General features: G+C 37.6%; 12 protein-coding genes and 1 pseudogene. All 13 read left to right on the forward strand.

The genetic code is table 11. The annotated features are described in order from the left end of the window. Nucleotides 1–117 precede the first annotated feature (117 nt). The 13 genes and pseudogenes from STRIC_RS08230 (at nt 118) to STRIC_RS08290 (ending at nt 14,467) form a co-directional block, all read left to right on the forward strand. The gene (locus STRIC_RS08230) at nt 118–933 is read left to right on the forward strand and encodes an IS982 family transposase (protein WP_008089930.1); all 816 of its coding nucleotides are present in this window, start codon (nt 118–120) and stop codon (nt 931–933) included. An 83-nt stretch (nt 934–1,016) separates the two neighbouring features. Continuing rightward, nucleotides 1,017–1,751, forward strand: a pseudogene (locus STRIC_RS08235) (LysR family transcriptional regulator). A gap of 122 nt (nt 1,752–1,873) precedes the next feature. Continuing rightward, complete coding sequence (locus STRIC_RS08240; RefSeq protein WP_008090256.1) at nt 1,874–3,484, forward strand: ribonuclease Y; 1,611 nt, start codon at nt 1,874–1,876, stop codon at nt 3,482–3,484. A gap of 111 nt (nt 3,485–3,595) precedes the next feature. Continuing rightward, entirely contained in the window at nt 3,596–4,228 is a 633-nt protein-coding gene (gene gmk / locus STRIC_RS08245; RefSeq protein ID WP_008090145.1) for a guanylate kinase, read from the forward strand. Nucleotides 4,229–4,245: 17 nt separating this feature from the next. Further along, complete coding sequence (gene rpoZ, locus STRIC_RS08250; protein WP_003056768.1) at nt 4,246–4,563, forward strand: DNA-directed RNA polymerase subunit omega; 318 nt, start codon at nt 4,246–4,248, stop codon at nt 4,561–4,563. 63 nt (nt 4,564–4,626) lie between these two features. Further along, complete coding sequence (locus STRIC_RS08255; RefSeq protein ID WP_008090367.1) at nt 4,627–7,017, forward strand: primosomal protein N'; 2,391 nt, start codon at nt 4,627–4,629, stop codon at nt 7,015–7,017. Between the two features lie 66 nt (nt 7,018–7,083). Continuing rightward, nucleotides 7,084–8,019 carry a methionyl-tRNA formyltransferase gene (fmt, locus tag STRIC_RS08260; RefSeq protein WP_008090017.1) on the forward strand — a complete coding sequence of 312 codons (936 nt, stop codon included), beginning with the start codon at nt 7,084–7,086 and terminating at the stop codon, nt 8,017–8,019. After that, the gene (rsmB, locus tag STRIC_RS08265) at nt 8,009–9,331 is read left to right on the forward strand and encodes a 16S rRNA (cytosine(967)-C(5))-methyltransferase RsmB (RefSeq protein WP_040832310.1); all 1,323 of its coding nucleotides are present in this window, start codon (nt 8,009–8,011) and stop codon (nt 9,329–9,331) included. Before fmt ends, rsmB begins: the two co-directional genes overlap by 11 nt. A 36-nt stretch (nt 9,332–9,367) precedes the next feature. Beyond that, complete coding sequence (locus STRIC_RS08270; protein WP_008090192.1) at nt 9,368–10,105, forward strand: Stp1/IreP family PP2C-type Ser/Thr phosphatase; 738 nt, start codon at nt 9,368–9,370, stop codon at nt 10,103–10,105. Further along, nucleotides 10,105–12,003, forward strand: coding sequence for a Stk1 family PASTA domain-containing Ser/Thr kinase (pknB, locus tag STRIC_RS08275; RefSeq protein WP_008090292.1), 1,899 nt, complete (start codon nt 10,105–10,107; stop codon nt 12,001–12,003). Before STRIC_RS08270 ends, pknB begins: the two co-directional genes overlap by 1 nt. A 139-nt stretch (nt 12,004–12,142) precedes the next feature. After that, nucleotides 12,143–12,835, forward strand: a complete 693-nt coding sequence (gene liaF, locus STRIC_RS08280) for a cell wall-active antibiotics response protein LiaF (RefSeq protein WP_040832312.1) — start codon at nt 12,143–12,145, stop codon at nt 12,833–12,835. Next, a complete protein-coding gene (locus STRIC_RS08285; RefSeq protein WP_008090052.1) occupies nt 12,832–13,833 on the forward strand; it encodes an envelope stress sensor histidine kinase LiaS in 1,002 nt (333 codons plus the stop codon). Before liaF ends, STRIC_RS08285 begins: the two co-directional genes overlap by 4 nt. Continuing rightward, nucleotides 13,826–14,467 (forward strand): response regulator transcription factor, encoded by a 642-nt coding sequence (locus tag STRIC_RS08290; RefSeq protein ID WP_008089757.1) that lies wholly within the window; start codon nt 13,826–13,828, stop codon nt 14,465–14,467. Before STRIC_RS08285 ends, STRIC_RS08290 begins: the two co-directional genes overlap by 8 nt. Nucleotides 14,468–14,483: the final 16 nt, after the last annotated feature.

Consider the following 14,483-nt stretch of genomic DNA (forward strand, 5'->3'; position numbering starts at 1 on the left):
CTCAAAATACAATAAAAAGCCCAAAAGGACTATACTGTAAGTGCCTACACAAACAGGAGGTTAGTCCAAATGAGCCACTTACAGTATACAGCTAAATCCCATCACTTACAATGAAATATGCGTCAATTATCAAAAATTTGTTCTCAGTTTTATCAGGATTATTGTCCGGAAGACTTCAAACACCGTCGTAACGTCTGTCTGTCCAAAGTTTCAGACCAATCTCTTCTAGTTTTACTGCTATTACAAGCTGAACTAGGTATTAAATCACAACGTCACTTTTATAGGATTTGTCAGCTATTTCCCTGCGGTACATTACTAGAAAGAAGTCGCTTTAATAGGCGTGCAAGACAGTTGATTTGGCTGGTTCAAGTGATTCGTCAGGCAATGAACACTCAAATTTCTCCCAATACCATTGTTATTATAGACAGCTTTCCTTTGCCACTTTGTCAATCTATTCGTAACCACAGGGTCAGACTTTTCAATGGGATAGCTAATATTGGTTACACCGCCTCTAAACATATGTGGTTTTACGGTTTTAAGGTTCACATGCTAGTGACCTTATCAGGCTACATTCTGAATTATGTTGTCAGCCCAGCCTCTGTTCATGATATTAAGGCAGTTTACGAGTTGCTAGAAAGGTGTGAACAATCCGTCATTTTAGCAGACTTAGGTTACCTTAACCGTGAGCTGAAAGATGAGTTGAAGCAAAATGGCTATCACCTCTGGACTCCCTTGCGTCAAAATATGGAAGGGGCTAAACAGCATAATCATTGGAAACTAATGGCTATGAGACGAACCATTGAGACTAGATTTTCAGAACTTTGTTCCCTTTTTGATATGGAACGAACACTGGCTAGGGGCATGACAGGGCTGCAATTGAGGATTGAACAAATCATACTAGCTTACAATTTGAGATATTTTGAAATTAACTAGCACCATGGGTAAGAAGTTATGTCATAATGATAGGAAAGAGGTATTTAGATATTAACATAATTTATATATAAGGTGGTAATACTTTGGATATTAAACAAATTAGGTATTTCCTTGCCATAGTTGAAAATCACTTCAACTTAAGTCAGGCGGCAGAGTTGTTGTATGTGTCTCAACCAACATTGAGCATGATGATTAATGAGTTTGAAAAGCGAGAGGGTGTTAAACTTTTCAAGCGAAAGAGTGGTCGGATTGTTGGATTAACCTATTTAGGAGAGAATTATTACAAAGATGCTCAGAATGTTTTGAGCCTCTATGATGAGATGTTTCTTAACCTACATGATCAATCAAAAGGAGTTAAAGGTAGTATAAATATTGGTATTCCTGATAATTTAGTAGAAACTTATGAAATTCAGCGTTCTGAGCTGTCTGTTTATTTGTCTCCTAAGCATCGTTTAGCTAATAGAGATTTAGTTAAATAGGAAGATTTAAATAATGAAAAATTAGCGCTATTTGATTCTTCTTTTATGGTCCACCATTTGGTTTTGGATAACTGCGAGCGTCAACAGGTCAGACCTGATATTGTTTTGACATCGACGTCTTGGGATTTTATGCTTAATTCAACTAAAATCAATCATAATATTATGACCATCTGCCCTAAACCTATCACGGATATTTATCCCTTGAAAGATGTGATTTGTATTCCGATGGAGCATCCAGTTTCTTGGCGTGTGGTCTTAACCCGTATGCAAAAAGAAAGCTATTCTGAAATTGAATCCTATATTATGGATACCTTGGTACAGTCATTTATTAGACAATAGTGTTTTTTGAAGGTTTAGACAATTGCTTTCAGTCACGACTGGCGATTGTCTAAACCTTCTTTTTGTGGTAAACTAAGAATTGGCTTTCTATTAAGAAAACTAAAATATTTTGAGGTAAAAACATGTTAATTAATATCATATTGTTAATGGTTTGTGCCCTCATTGGTTTACTATTAGGTTATGTGCTGATTTCGTTAGGACTTAAGTCTTCGAAAGAAGCTGCAGAGTTGACTCTTTTAAATGCTGAGCAAGAAGCTGTGGATATTCGTGGAAAAGCAGAACAAGATGCTGAACATATTAAAAACACAGCCCAACGCGAAAGTAAAGCAAATCGTAAAGAATTACTTTTAGAGGCAAAAGAAGAGGCAAGAAAATATCGTGAAGAAGTTGAACAAGAATTTAAATCTGAAAGACAAGAGCTAAAACAATTAGAGACCCGCTTAGCAGAGCGTGCCTTGACTCTTGACCGTAAAGATGAAAATTTATCTAGTAAAGAAAAAGTATTAGATAGTAAAGAGCAAAGCTTGACCGATAAATCTAAACATATTGATGAGCGCCAAACACAAGTTGAAAAACTTGAAGAAGAAAAGAAAAAAGAGCTTGAACGTGTCGCTGCAATGACCATTGCAGAAGCAAGGGAAGTTATTTTAATGGAGACAGAAAACAAGCTGTCTCATGATATTGCAACTCGCATCCGAGAAGCAGAGCGTGAAATTAAAGATAAATCGACTAAGACAGCTAAGGATTTGTTAGCACAAGCTATGCAAAGACTAGCTGGAGAGTATGTCACTGAGCAAACGATTACGAGTGTTCATCTACCAGATGATAATATGAAAGGTCGTATTATCGGTCGAGAAGGACGTAATATTCGGACTCTTGAAAGTTTAACAGGGATTGATGTCATTATTGATGATACTCCAGAAGTTGTTGTTCTGTCAGGATTTGATCCTATTCGTCGTGAAATTGCAAGGATGACATTAGAATCTCTTATCGCTGATGGTCGTATCCATCCAGCTCGTATTGAAGAGTTGGTTGAAAAGAATCGTCTTGAAATGGATAACCGTATTCGTGAGTATGGGGAAGCAGCAGCCTACGAGATTGGAGCTCCAAACCTTCATCCTGACTTAATTAAGATTATGGGTCGCTTGCAATTTAGAACTTCCTTTGGACAAAATGTTTTAAGACATTCTGTCGAGGTTGGTAAGTTAGCAGGTATTTTAGCAGGTGAGCTAGGTGAGAATGTCGCCTTGGCAAGGAGAGCTGGTTTCCTTCATGATATGGGAAAAGCTATTGACCGTGAGGTTGAAGGTAGCCACGTTGAGATTGGAATGGAATTTGCCCGCAAGTACAAAGAACATCCAGTTGTTGTGAATACCATAGCCAGTCACCATGGTGATGTGGAGCCGACTTCTGTGATTGCGGTGATTGTAGCTGCAGCAGATGCCCTAAGTTCTGCAAGACCTGGAGCTCGAAATGAGTCTATGGAAAACTACATCAAACGACTTCGTGATTTAGAAGAAATAGCGACTAGCTTTGATGGCGTCCAGACCAGCTTTGCCCTACAAGCAGGACGTGAAATTCGAATCATGGTACAACCTGAGAAAATTTCAGATGATCAAGTCGTGATTCTATCTCATAAAGTAAGAGAGAAAATCGAAGCTAACTTAGATTATCCAGGGAATATTAAAGTAACAGTTATTCGTGAAATGAGAGCTGTCGATTATGCTAAATAAAAAAAGAGGATTATTCCTCTTTTTTAGTTGGAAGATAGTCACTGAAAATACTCTTGAAAAAGGTCCCTCTTTTTGATAAACTATTAGAAAGCAATTAATAAGGAGAACATAATGTCTGAACGCGGTTTGTTAATCGTCTTCTCGGGACCATCTGGTGTCGGAAAAGGGACGGTGAGACAAGAAATTTTTTCAACGCCAGATCATAAATTTGAATATTCTGTTTCCATGACAACACGTCCACAGAGACCAGGGGAAGTTGATGGGGTTGATTATTTCTTCCGCACACGTGAAGAATTTGAAGAATTAATAAAAAATGGTCAAATGCTAGAGTATGCCGAATACGTAGGTAATTATTATGGGACACCCCTGTCTTACGTAAACGAGACGCTTGACAAGGGAATCGATGTCTTTTTAGAAATTGAAGTGCAAGGTGCCCTTCAGGTGAAAACAAAAGTACCTGATGGTGTTTTTATTTTCTTGACACCTCCTGATCTAGAAGAACTACAAGACCGCTTAGTGGGTCGAGGCACAGATAGCCAAGAGGTTATTGCCAAACGTATTGAACGAGCTAAAGAAGAAATTGCTCTAATGCGAGAATATGATTATGCCGTTGTCAACGATGAAGTGCCGCTGGCTGCAGAACGTGTGAAACGAATCATTGAGACTGAGCATTTCCGTGTTGAGCGAGTGATTGGTCGTTATGATAACATGATTAAGGCAACGCCTTCTTTTGATAATAGATAGAAAAGAGACTAAAAGTTATGATGTTAAAACCTTCCATTGATACCTTATTAGATAAAGTACCTTCAAAATACTCACTGGTTATTTTACAAGCTAAACGTGCTCACGAACTGGAAGCTGGTGCAACACCAACTCAAGGATTTAAATCAGTGAAATCAACTCTTCAAGCTTTAGAAGAAATCGAATCTGGCAATGTGGTTATCCATCCAGATCCTTCTGCTAAACGTGCAGCCGTTCGTGCTAAAATTGAAGCAGAACGCTTGGCTAAAGAAGAAGAAGAGCGTAAAATAAAAGAGCAGATTGCTAAAGAAAAAGAAGAAGAAGGAGAAAAAATCTAAGGTTGTTAAAATCTTAGATTTTTTCATATTAATCCTCTAGTTTTAGTTTGGAAAGGAATAGCGATGCAACAGATAGCTCAGATTATTGTGGATATCCCTTTGATGCAGACGGATAAGCCTTTTTCATATAAAGTCCCTGAAGAACTACAAGAATTAGTCAAAGTTGGCTCCAGAGTTCATGTGCCTTTTGGAAAGGGAAATCGACTGTTACAAGGATTTATACTGGCTTTGGAAGATTCTGAGGATAGGCTGCAAGAACTCAAAAGTATTCAATCTGTTTTAGATGCTGAACCTGTTTTGAATCAGGAACAACTTGATTTAGCCGATCAGCTAAGAAAAACCGTTTTTTCTTATAAAGTCACCTTACTAAAGGCAATGATTCCAAGCTTGTTAAATTCCAATTATGATAAAGAATTAGTGCCTGCTGAGTCAATCGATCCTGAATTGAAGGAACTTTTATTTGGTCATAAAGAGTCAATTCGTTTTTCCAACTTAACAGAAGAAGAAGCTAAGTTGGCCTTAAAAGCCATTCAAGCTAAGAAGGTTGCTGTTTCTTATATTGCAGAAGACAAAAAACGAATCAAAACGCAAAAATATTTTAGCGTCAATAAAGAGCAATTGGTTGAGCATTCTATTTCTAAACGTGCTAAAAAGCGTCAAGCCTTAAAAGATTATCTTTTAGCTAATTCTGAAGATGGTAAGCTGTCAGAACTTCACCACTTATTTTCAAGAGAGATTGTATCTTATTTTAAAGAACATGGCTTAATCACTATTTGGGAGAAGCAAATCAACCGAAGTGATGATTATTTTAAACATGTTGATAGTACAAAGGCCTTAGAGCTAAATGATGAGCAGGCGAAGGCTGTTGACAAAGTGGTTTCGGCCATTGGAAGGCCCTCAAAACCCTTTTTGATTGAAGGGATTACAGGATCTGGTAAGACAGAAGTCTATTTGCATATTATTGATGTGGTGCTTAAAAAAGAGAAAACCGCTATTGTTTTAGTCCCTGAAATCTCTCTAACCCCGCAAATGACGCAGCGTTTTATTGCTCGTTTTGGAAAACAGGTAGCTATTATGCATTCTGGTCTATCGGATGGGGAAAAATTTGATGAGTGGCAGAAAATCAAAAAGGGACAAGCTAGAGTGGTTGTAGGAGCGCGTTCCGCTATTTTTGCACCGTTAAGGGATATCGGAGCTATTATCATTGATGAAGAGCATGAATCCACTTATAAACAAGAAAGCAATCCTCGCTATCATGCCAGAGAAGTGGCTCTTTTAAGGGCTAGGCATCACCAAGCAGTCTTAGTGATGGGATCAGCTACACCTAGTATTGAAAGTCGTGCTAGAGCCAGTAAAGGTGTTTATCATTTTATTCAGTTAACTCAAAGAGCTAACCCCAAAGCACAAATACCTCAGGTAGAAATCGTTGATTTTAGGGATTATATTGGTCAACAAAGTTCAGGGAACTACACCCCTTATCTGATTGATAAAATCAAGGAACGCTTAAGAAAAAAAGAGCAGACGGTTCTGATGTTGAACAGGCGAGGATATTCTAGCTTTATGATGTGCAGAGACTGTGGTTATGTCGATCAATGTCCTAACTGTGATATTTCACTAACTTTGCATATGGATAGTAAGTCAATGAACTGTCATTATTGTGGCTTTCAAAAAGCAATTCCTCAGACATGTCCTTCTTGCCATAGTAAGAGTATTCGCTACTATGGAACGGGAACACAAAAGGCTTATGATGAATTACAAGAACTCATCCCAGAAGCCAGAATCCTAAGAATGGATGTTGATACTACTCGTCAAAAAGGCAGTCACGAGTCTATTTTAAGAGAATTTGGAGACGGTAAAGCAGATATCTTATTAGGAACACAAATGATTGCTAAAGGCTTAGATTTTCCCAATGTCACTTTGGTGGGTGTTTTAAATGCGGATACGTCTCTTAATTTGCCCGACTTTAGATCATCCGAAAAAACCTTCCAACTCTTGACGCAGGTGGCAGGTCGAGCGGGAAGGGCACATAAACCTGGAGAAGTACTGATTCAAACCTACAATCCAGAACATTATGCCATTCAATTAGCTAAGAAGCAAGATTATGAAGCTTTTTATGCCTATGAGATGACTATAAGACGCCGTATGGCTTATCCTCCCTACTATTTTACAGTAGGATTGACTTTATCACATCGCTCTGAGCAAGAAGTTGCAAAGAAATCATATGAGGTTCTGGCTCTCTTGAAAGATGGTCTTAGTTCCAATATTAAAATTTTGGGACCAACGCCAAAACCGATTGCGAGAACTCATAACCTTTTCCATTATCAGATTATTTTAAAATACCGTTTTGAAGACCATTTAGTGGATACTTTAAATCTGATTTTGGATTGGAGTCAAGACGCTGACAATCGTGAATTAAAGGTAGTTATTGATCAAGAACCTCAGCAGTTTATGTAAGTGCCAATTCCTAAGCTATTTTTAAAGCTATGGTATAATGAAAAAGAAGAGATAAAGAGGAAGTTTATGACAAAAATAATATTTATGGGGACTCCCCAATTTTCAGCCACTATTTTAAAAGGCTTGTTAGAAACAAGAGCATATGACATTTTAGCCGTGGTAACACAACCAGACCGAGCTGTTGGTCGTAAAAAAGAGATTAAAATGACACCTGTTAAGGAATTGGCTTTAGCATATGGCTTACCTGTTTTTCAACCAGAAAAATTATCAGGTTCAACTGAATTAGAAGAATTGATGGCACTTGGAGCAGATGGGATTGTGACAGCCGCTTTTGGACAATTTTTGCCAACCAAGTTATTAAATGCTGTTGATTTTGCCTTGAATGTCCATGCTTCTTTATTGCCCAAATACCGTGGTGGAGCACCTATTCATTACGCGATTATTAATGGTGAAAAAGAAGCTGGTGTGACTATCATGGAGATGGTCAAAGAAATGGATGCTGGTGATATGGTGTCCAAAGCCTCAACCCCAATTACGGATTCTGACAATGTCGGAACCATGTTCGAAAAATTGGCCATTATCGGGCGTGATTTGCTCATTGAAACCTTACCAGGATACCTCTCAGGAGACATTAAACCCATAGCTCAAAATCATGACGAAGCAACTTTTTCTCCTAATATCTCTTCAGAAGAAGAAAAGTTAGATTGGACAAAAAGTGCCCAAGAGCTTTTTAATCACGTTAGAGGCATGAATCCCTGGCCGGTAGCTCATACTCTCTTGGAAGGGCAACGCTTTAAACTTTATGAAGTTGTTCTATGTGATGGTCAAGGAGCACCTGGTGAAATTATCGTGAAAGATAAAAAGCAACTGATCGTAGCAACAGGTCAAGGAGCGCTCTCTCTAAAAGTTGTTCAACCAGCTGGAAAACCTAAAATGGCAATTACAGACTTTTTGAATGGTGTGGGAAGAAAGCTTGAAGTAGGTGATTTCTTTGGCGAATAACTGGAAAAGCTCTGCTAGAGGAAAAGCTCTCGTGATTATTGAAGAGATTTTGGACAATGGTGCTTATTCTAATCTAGCTTTGAAGCAAGAACTCAATCAAAAAGGCCTCAATGACAAAGACAAAGCTTTAATCACAGAGATTGTCTATGGTACCATCTCAAGAAAATTGACCTTGGAGTGGTATTTATCTCATTATATTCAAGATCGCGATAAACTTGATAAGTGGGTCTACTATTTATTGATGATTAGCCTTTATCAAATGCTCTATTTAGATAAAATTCCAAATCATGCTATTGTCAATGATGCTGTTACGATTGCTAAGAACAGAGGGAATAAAAAAGGGGCTGAAAAATTTGTCAATGCTATATTAAGACAGTTTACTGACAAGCCTTTGCCTGAAATAAGCAGTATCAAACGAAAAAATAAAAGATACGCCATCCAGTATTCTTTGCCAACTTGGTTGGTCAAAAAACTTTATGATCAATTTGGAGAAAATCGTGCCCTAGCCATTATGGAAAGCTTATTTAAGCGAAGTAAAGCAAGTATTCGAGTGGTTAATTCTGCCTTGTTTGAACAAATCAAGGAGGACACAGGAGCGCAAGAGTCTCTTTTGGCAGAAACTGCTTTAACAAAAGCATCTGGACATTTTGCTGCATCTGACTATTTTAAAAATGGTAATATCACCATTCAAGATGAAACCAGTCAGCTTGTTGCCCCAACTTTAGAGATTAAGGGTGATGAGAAGATATTAGATGCCTGTAGTGCACCGGGTGGCAAAACTGTCCATATGGCATCTTATCTAACGAGTGGTCAGATTACAGCTTTAGATTTATATGACCACAAGTTAGCCTTAGTTAGAGAAAATGCTGAGCGTTTAAATCTTTCAGATAAAATTGAGACAAAGGTTATGGATGCTCGTGAGGTCCATAAGGAGTTTGCTAAAGATAGCTTTGATAAGATTTTAGTAGATGCGCCTTGCTCGGGTATTGGATTGATTAGACGAAAACCAGATATCAAATACAATAAAGATAGCCAAGATTTTATGACGCTACAAGAAATACAATTGGAGATTCTGTCTAGTGTTTGTCAAACCTTGCGCAAAGGTGGTATAATAACCTATAGTACATGCACTATTTTTGATGAGGAAAATAGTCAAGTCATCGAAAAATTTTTACAAAGTCATCCTAACTTTGAACAAGTAAAACTAAATCATGAACGAGCAGATATCGTCAAGGATGGATGTCTTACGATTACACCAGAACAATACCAGACAGATGGCTTCTTTATTGGACAAGTCAGACGCGTCTTGTAGTTTTTAGGAGGAAACTGACCCAGTCAGAAAAAACATATGAAGATTTCATTAAAAACAGATATTGGGCAAAAGCGCTCAAACAATCAAGATTTTATCAACAAATTTGATAATAAAAAAGGAATCACTTTAGTCATTTTAGCAGATGGGATGGGAGGACACCGAGCTGGTAATATTGCTAGCGAGATGACTGTTACCGACCTCGGTAGAGAATGGGTGAAAACAGATTTTACCGAACTGAGTCACATTCGAGATTGGTTACTTGAGACCATCGAAGCTGAAAATCAAAGGATTTATGATTTAGGTCAAAGTGAGGACTATAAAGGTATGGGGACGACTGTTGAAGCAGTAGCTTTGGTAGAGTCTAGCGCTATCTATGCTCATATAGGTGATTCTCGGATTGGTTTAGTTCGTGAAGGAGTATACACCTTACTTACTAGTGATCATTCATTGGTGAATGAACTTGTGAAAGCTGGTCAACTAACTGAAGAAGAAGCAGCTAGTCATCCTCAAAAAAATATCATTACACAGTCTATAGGACAAGCTTCTCCCCTTGAACCAGATCTAGGTATTAAAGTCTTAGAAAAAGGCGATTACCTAGTGATTAACAGCGATGGATTGACCAATATGATTTCAAATGATGAAATTGTAGACATCTTAAATCAAGATATTAGCCTAGATGACAAAAATCAGGAAATGGTTAATTTAGCTAATTTAAGAGGAGGTCTTGATAATATCACTGTCGCCTTGGTTCACCACGAAAGCGAGGAAGAATGATGATACAGATTGGCAAGTTATTTGCTGGTCGTTATCGTATTCTTAAATCTATAGGCCGCGGTGGAATGGCGGATGTTTATTTAGCTAATGATTTGATTCTTGATAATGAAGATGTGGCCATAAAGGTTTTACGAACGAATTATCAAACAGATCAGGTAGCAGTTGCGCGTTTTCAACGTGAAGCACGCGCGATGGCTGAGCTAAACCATCCCAATATAGTTGCCATCAGGGATATAGGTGAAGAAGACGGTCAGCAGTTTTTAGTGATGGAATATGTGGATGGGTCTGATCTGAAAAAATACATTCAAGATCATGCCCCACTCTCTAACAATGAAGTTGTTAGAATCATGGAAGAGGTCTTATCAGCTATGACTTTGGCCCATCAAAAGGGGATTGTTCATAGAGATTTAAAACCGCAAAATATTCTTCTCACAAAATCTGGAGTGGTCAAAGTTACTGACTTTGGTATTGCGGTAGCTTTTGCTGAAACAAGTTTGACTCAAACCAACTCTATGCTAGGAAGTGTTCATTACTTATCACCAGAACAAGCGCGTGGTTCCAAAGCAACCATTCAAAGCGATATTTATGCTATGGGAATTATGCTATTTGAGATGTTGACAGGTCACATTCCTTATGATGGGGATAGTGCTGTTACCATTGCTCTACAACATTTCCAAAAGCCGCTTCCATCTATTATTGAGGAAAATCATAATGTCCCTCAGGCGTTAGAAAATGTCGTTATTAGAGCAACAGCTAAAAAGCTAAGTGATCGTTATGGCTCAACATTTGAAATGAGTAGAGACTTGATGACAGCATTGAGCTACAATCGTAGTCGCGAGAGAAAAGTTGTTTTTGACGACGTTGAAAGCACTAAACCGTTACCAAAAGTAACGCCAGCTCCAATTACGACACCAAAAACAAGTCCTGTGACACCGACCACTACTGAAAGCCGATTAGAGCAAACGAATCAAATGGATACCTTACAGAAACCCCAGAAGAAGAAAAAAAATGGTCGTTTCTTAGGAACTCTATTGAAAATATTATTTGCCCTCTTTATTGTAGGTGTTGCTTTGTTTACTTACCTTGTCTTGACCAAACCAACCTCTGTTAAAGTGCCTAATGTAGTTGGTTCTAGCTTAACTGTGGCTAAACAAGAATTGCAAGCTAAAGGTTTAAAAGTTGGTGCAGTTCATCAAGTAGAGAGTGATACGGTTGATGAAGGGCATGTCATTAAGACAGATCCTCAAGCTGGGACAGCAAGACGTCAAGGTGCTAAAGTAGCTATTTTCCTTTCTATTGGCAATGCTGGTTTTGAAATGGAAAATTATAAAGGAATTGATTACCAAGTTGCCATGAGTAGCTTAATGGAAACCTATGGTGTTCCTAAGTCAAAAATTAAAATTGAGCGTATTGTAACGAATGAGTACAATGAAAACACAGTGATTAGTCAATCACCAAGTGCAGGAGAAAAATTCAATCCAAAAGGTAAATCGAAGATTACCCTAAGTGTGGCAGTTAGTGATACTGTTATTATGCCTATGGTGACAGAGTATAGTTATGCAGAAGCTGTTAATACGCTAACAGCACTAGGTATTGATGCTTCACGTATTAAAGCTTATATACCAAGCTCCACTTCTTCAACAGGATTTGTCCCCCTTAATTCACCAAGTTCAAAAGCCATTGTTAGTGGTCAAAGTCCCTATTATGGGACACAACTGAGCTTATCAGAAAAAGGGGAAATTAGTCTTTACCTTTATCCTGAAGAAAGCAGCCCATCAAGTAGTAGTTCCACTCATTCTGAAACCTCTACCACAAGTAGTAGTTCTTCAGGTGAAAACACAGGAAGTTCAAGTAACACTGAATTAACACCAGTTGATCCAGCAAATGGAACACCTTAATGAAAGTTAATTAAAAAGAGTGCTTTAGCCAGATGAGTCATTCTGGAAAAGGTATTCTTTTTCTTTTTGAGAACTTATGACTAGCAGATGAATTTTCTCTACTTTTTTGATAAAATGGCAAGGTAAAGAAAGGGGAACGATGAAAAAATTTCAATTCTTTCTACTTGTTGAATGTATGTTATTGGCTATGGGAATTATGACCATTTTGGCCAATGATTTGTCAAGTTTTATCCTCATTTTGGTTCTCATTTTGCTAGCCTTACGTTTTTATAATCAAGATAGTCGCAATAATTTTTTATTAACAGTTAGTTTACTGCTCTTATTTTTGATTTTTATGCTCAACCCCTACATTATTATGGCTGTACTTTTAGGGATTGTTTATATCTTTATTAATCACTTTTCCCAAGTCAAAAAGAAGAATCGTTTTGCTTTAATCCGTTTTGCTCAAGAAAATATTGCTGTCAAACAGGTTAAAAATCAGTGGATAGGTGCAGCTAACTACGAAAGTGACTATTATTATTTTGAAGATATCAACATTATTCGTATCTCAGGAAATGATACTATTGATTTAACCAATGTTATTGTCACGGGCATGGATAATGTCATCATCATTCGAAAAATTTTTGGCAATACCAAACTATTAGTCCCTATTGATGTGGCTGTTACTTTAGATGTCAGCTCTATCTATGCTAGTGTTGACTTTTTTGAAACTCAAGAATATGATTTGCGTAATGAGTCTATTAAACTAGGGCAACCAGAAGAAAATGCTCTCAAAAAAGTGAAAATTATAGTGACCACGATTGCAGGAAATGTTGAGGTGGCCAGACGATGACAAAACGTTATTATGCTTTAGTATGGCTCTATTCGACCATTACCATTCTCTCTATCGTTTTTGTGGTTATGGATAATCTGGGGATAACCTTTGAATATCTGAGACAAAATGTCTGGCAGGTAGAACGGCTCGCCTTCTCGATTCTCCTTTTGATTGTTTCAGTAACTCTGCTTTTGTTGCTCTTGTGGATTATCTTAGATGATAACAGTAAGCGCAACATCAATCAAAATTTAAGAAGAATCTTGAATAATCAGCGAATTTACTTAGAGGATAGTTCAGAAACCAATGCCAATCTGATTCGCTTATCCGAGAAGATGTCACATCTAACAGCCAATATGCAAAAAAAAGAAAGTGCCTATTTAATAGATGGTCAAAAAATTGTTCAGCAAGAGCGAAAACGCATTGCTAGAGATTTGCATGATACTGTTAGTCAAGAATTATTTGCTTCTTCTATGATTTTATCCGGGGTCTCTATGAGTCTAGAAAATTTAGATAAGGAAGCCCTTCAAACGCAGTTAGTAACAGTTGAAGCCATGCTCCAAAATGCTCAAAATGATTTACGAATCTTGTTGCTCCACCTAAGACCAACGGAATTAGCCAATAGAACCTTATCAGAAGGATTGAACATGATCTTAAAAGAGTTAACGGATAAAAGTGATATTGAAGTGGTTTATAAAGAAAATATCCTCTCCTTACCAAAGGCTATGGAAGACAACCTTTTTAGAATTGCACAAGAGTTTATCAGCAACACACTCAAGCATGCCAAAGCTAGTCGACTAGAAGTCTACCTCAATCAAACAGAAGCCGAAGTTCAACTTAAAATGATTGACAATGGGATTGGTTTTGATATGGATCAAGTGAGAGATTTAAGCTATGGCTTGAAAAATATTGAAGATCGTGTCGATGATCTTGCAGGAACCATTAAGCTGATAAGTCAAGAAGGCAAAGGAGTTTCAATGGACATCAGATTACCAGTAGTAGGAGAGAATAATGACTAAATTAAAAATAATACTTGTAGATGATCATGAAATGGTTCGTATGGGCCTCAAAAGTTTTTTTAATTTACAAGCTGATATTGAAGTAGTAGGAGAAGCCTCTAATGGACGTGAGGGTGTAGACTTAGCTCTTTCTCTCAAACCAGATGTTGTGGTTATGGATTTAGTCATGCCAGAGCTTGATGGAGTTGAAGCGACTTTAGAAATTCTAAAAGAATGGAAAGAAGCCAAAGTCTTAGTTTTGACGTCTTATCTTGATAACGAAAAGATTTATCCTGTCATTGATGCAGGTGCCAAGGGCTACATGTTAAAAACCTCAAGTGCAGCTGAAATTTTAAATGCAATTCGAAAAGTAGCTAAAGGTGAATTAGCTATCGAAACAGAAGTGGATAAAAAAATCAAAGCTCATGACCAAAATCCTGATTTGCATGATGACTTAACAGCAAGAGAATATGATATTTTACATTTGCTGGCTAAAGGTTATGACAATCAAAGAATCGCAGATGAACTCTTTATCTCTTTAAAAACAGTTAAAACACACGTGTCCAATATTTTAGCTAAATTACAAGTCGAAGATCGAACACAGGCTGTTGTGTACGCTTTCAGACACCGTTTAGTGCCCGAAGACGATAATTAATGTTATAATAAGGGTA

Source organism: Streptococcus ictaluri 707-05 (genome assembly GCF_000188015.2).
GTDB lineage: Bacteria > Bacillota > Bacilli > Lactobacillales > Streptococcaceae > Streptococcus > Streptococcus ictaluri.

Bases quoted from the DNA above. Each gene is read 5' to 3' on its own strand.
- STRIC_RS08230 (WP_008089930.1), top strand. From the start codon at position 118: ATGCGTCAATTATCAAAAATTTGTTCTCAGTTTTATCAGGATTATTGT.
- STRIC_RS08240 (WP_008090256.1), top strand. From the start codon at position 1,874: ATGTTAATTAATATCATATTGTTAATGGTTTGTGCCCTCATTGGTTTA.
- gmk (WP_008090145.1), top strand. From the start codon at position 3,596: ATGTCTGAACGCGGTTTGTTAATCGTCTTCTCGGGACCATCTGGTGTC.
- rpoZ (WP_003056768.1), top strand. From the start codon at position 4,246: ATGATGTTAAAACCTTCCATTGATACCTTATTAGATAAAGTACCTTCA.
- STRIC_RS08255 (WP_008090367.1), top strand. From the start codon at position 4,627: ATGCAACAGATAGCTCAGATTATTGTGGATATCCCTTTGATGCAGACG.
- fmt (WP_008090017.1), top strand. From the start codon at position 7,084: ATGACAAAAATAATATTTATGGGGACTCCCCAATTTTCAGCCACTATT.
- STRIC_RS08270 (WP_008090192.1), top strand. From the start codon at position 9,368: ATGAAGATTTCATTAAAAACAGATATTGGGCAAAAGCGCTCAAACAAT.
- pknB (WP_008090292.1), top strand. From the start codon at position 10,105: ATGATACAGATTGGCAAGTTATTTGCTGGTCGTTATCGTATTCTTAAA.
- liaF (WP_040832312.1), top strand. From the start codon at position 12,143: ATGAAAAAATTTCAATTCTTTCTACTTGTTGAATGTATGTTATTGGCT.
- STRIC_RS08285 (WP_008090052.1), top strand. From the start codon at position 12,832: ATGACAAAACGTTATTATGCTTTAGTATGGCTCTATTCGACCATTACC.
- STRIC_RS08290 (WP_008089757.1), top strand. From the start codon at position 13,826: ATGACTAAATTAAAAATAATACTTGTAGATGATCATGAAATGGTTCGT.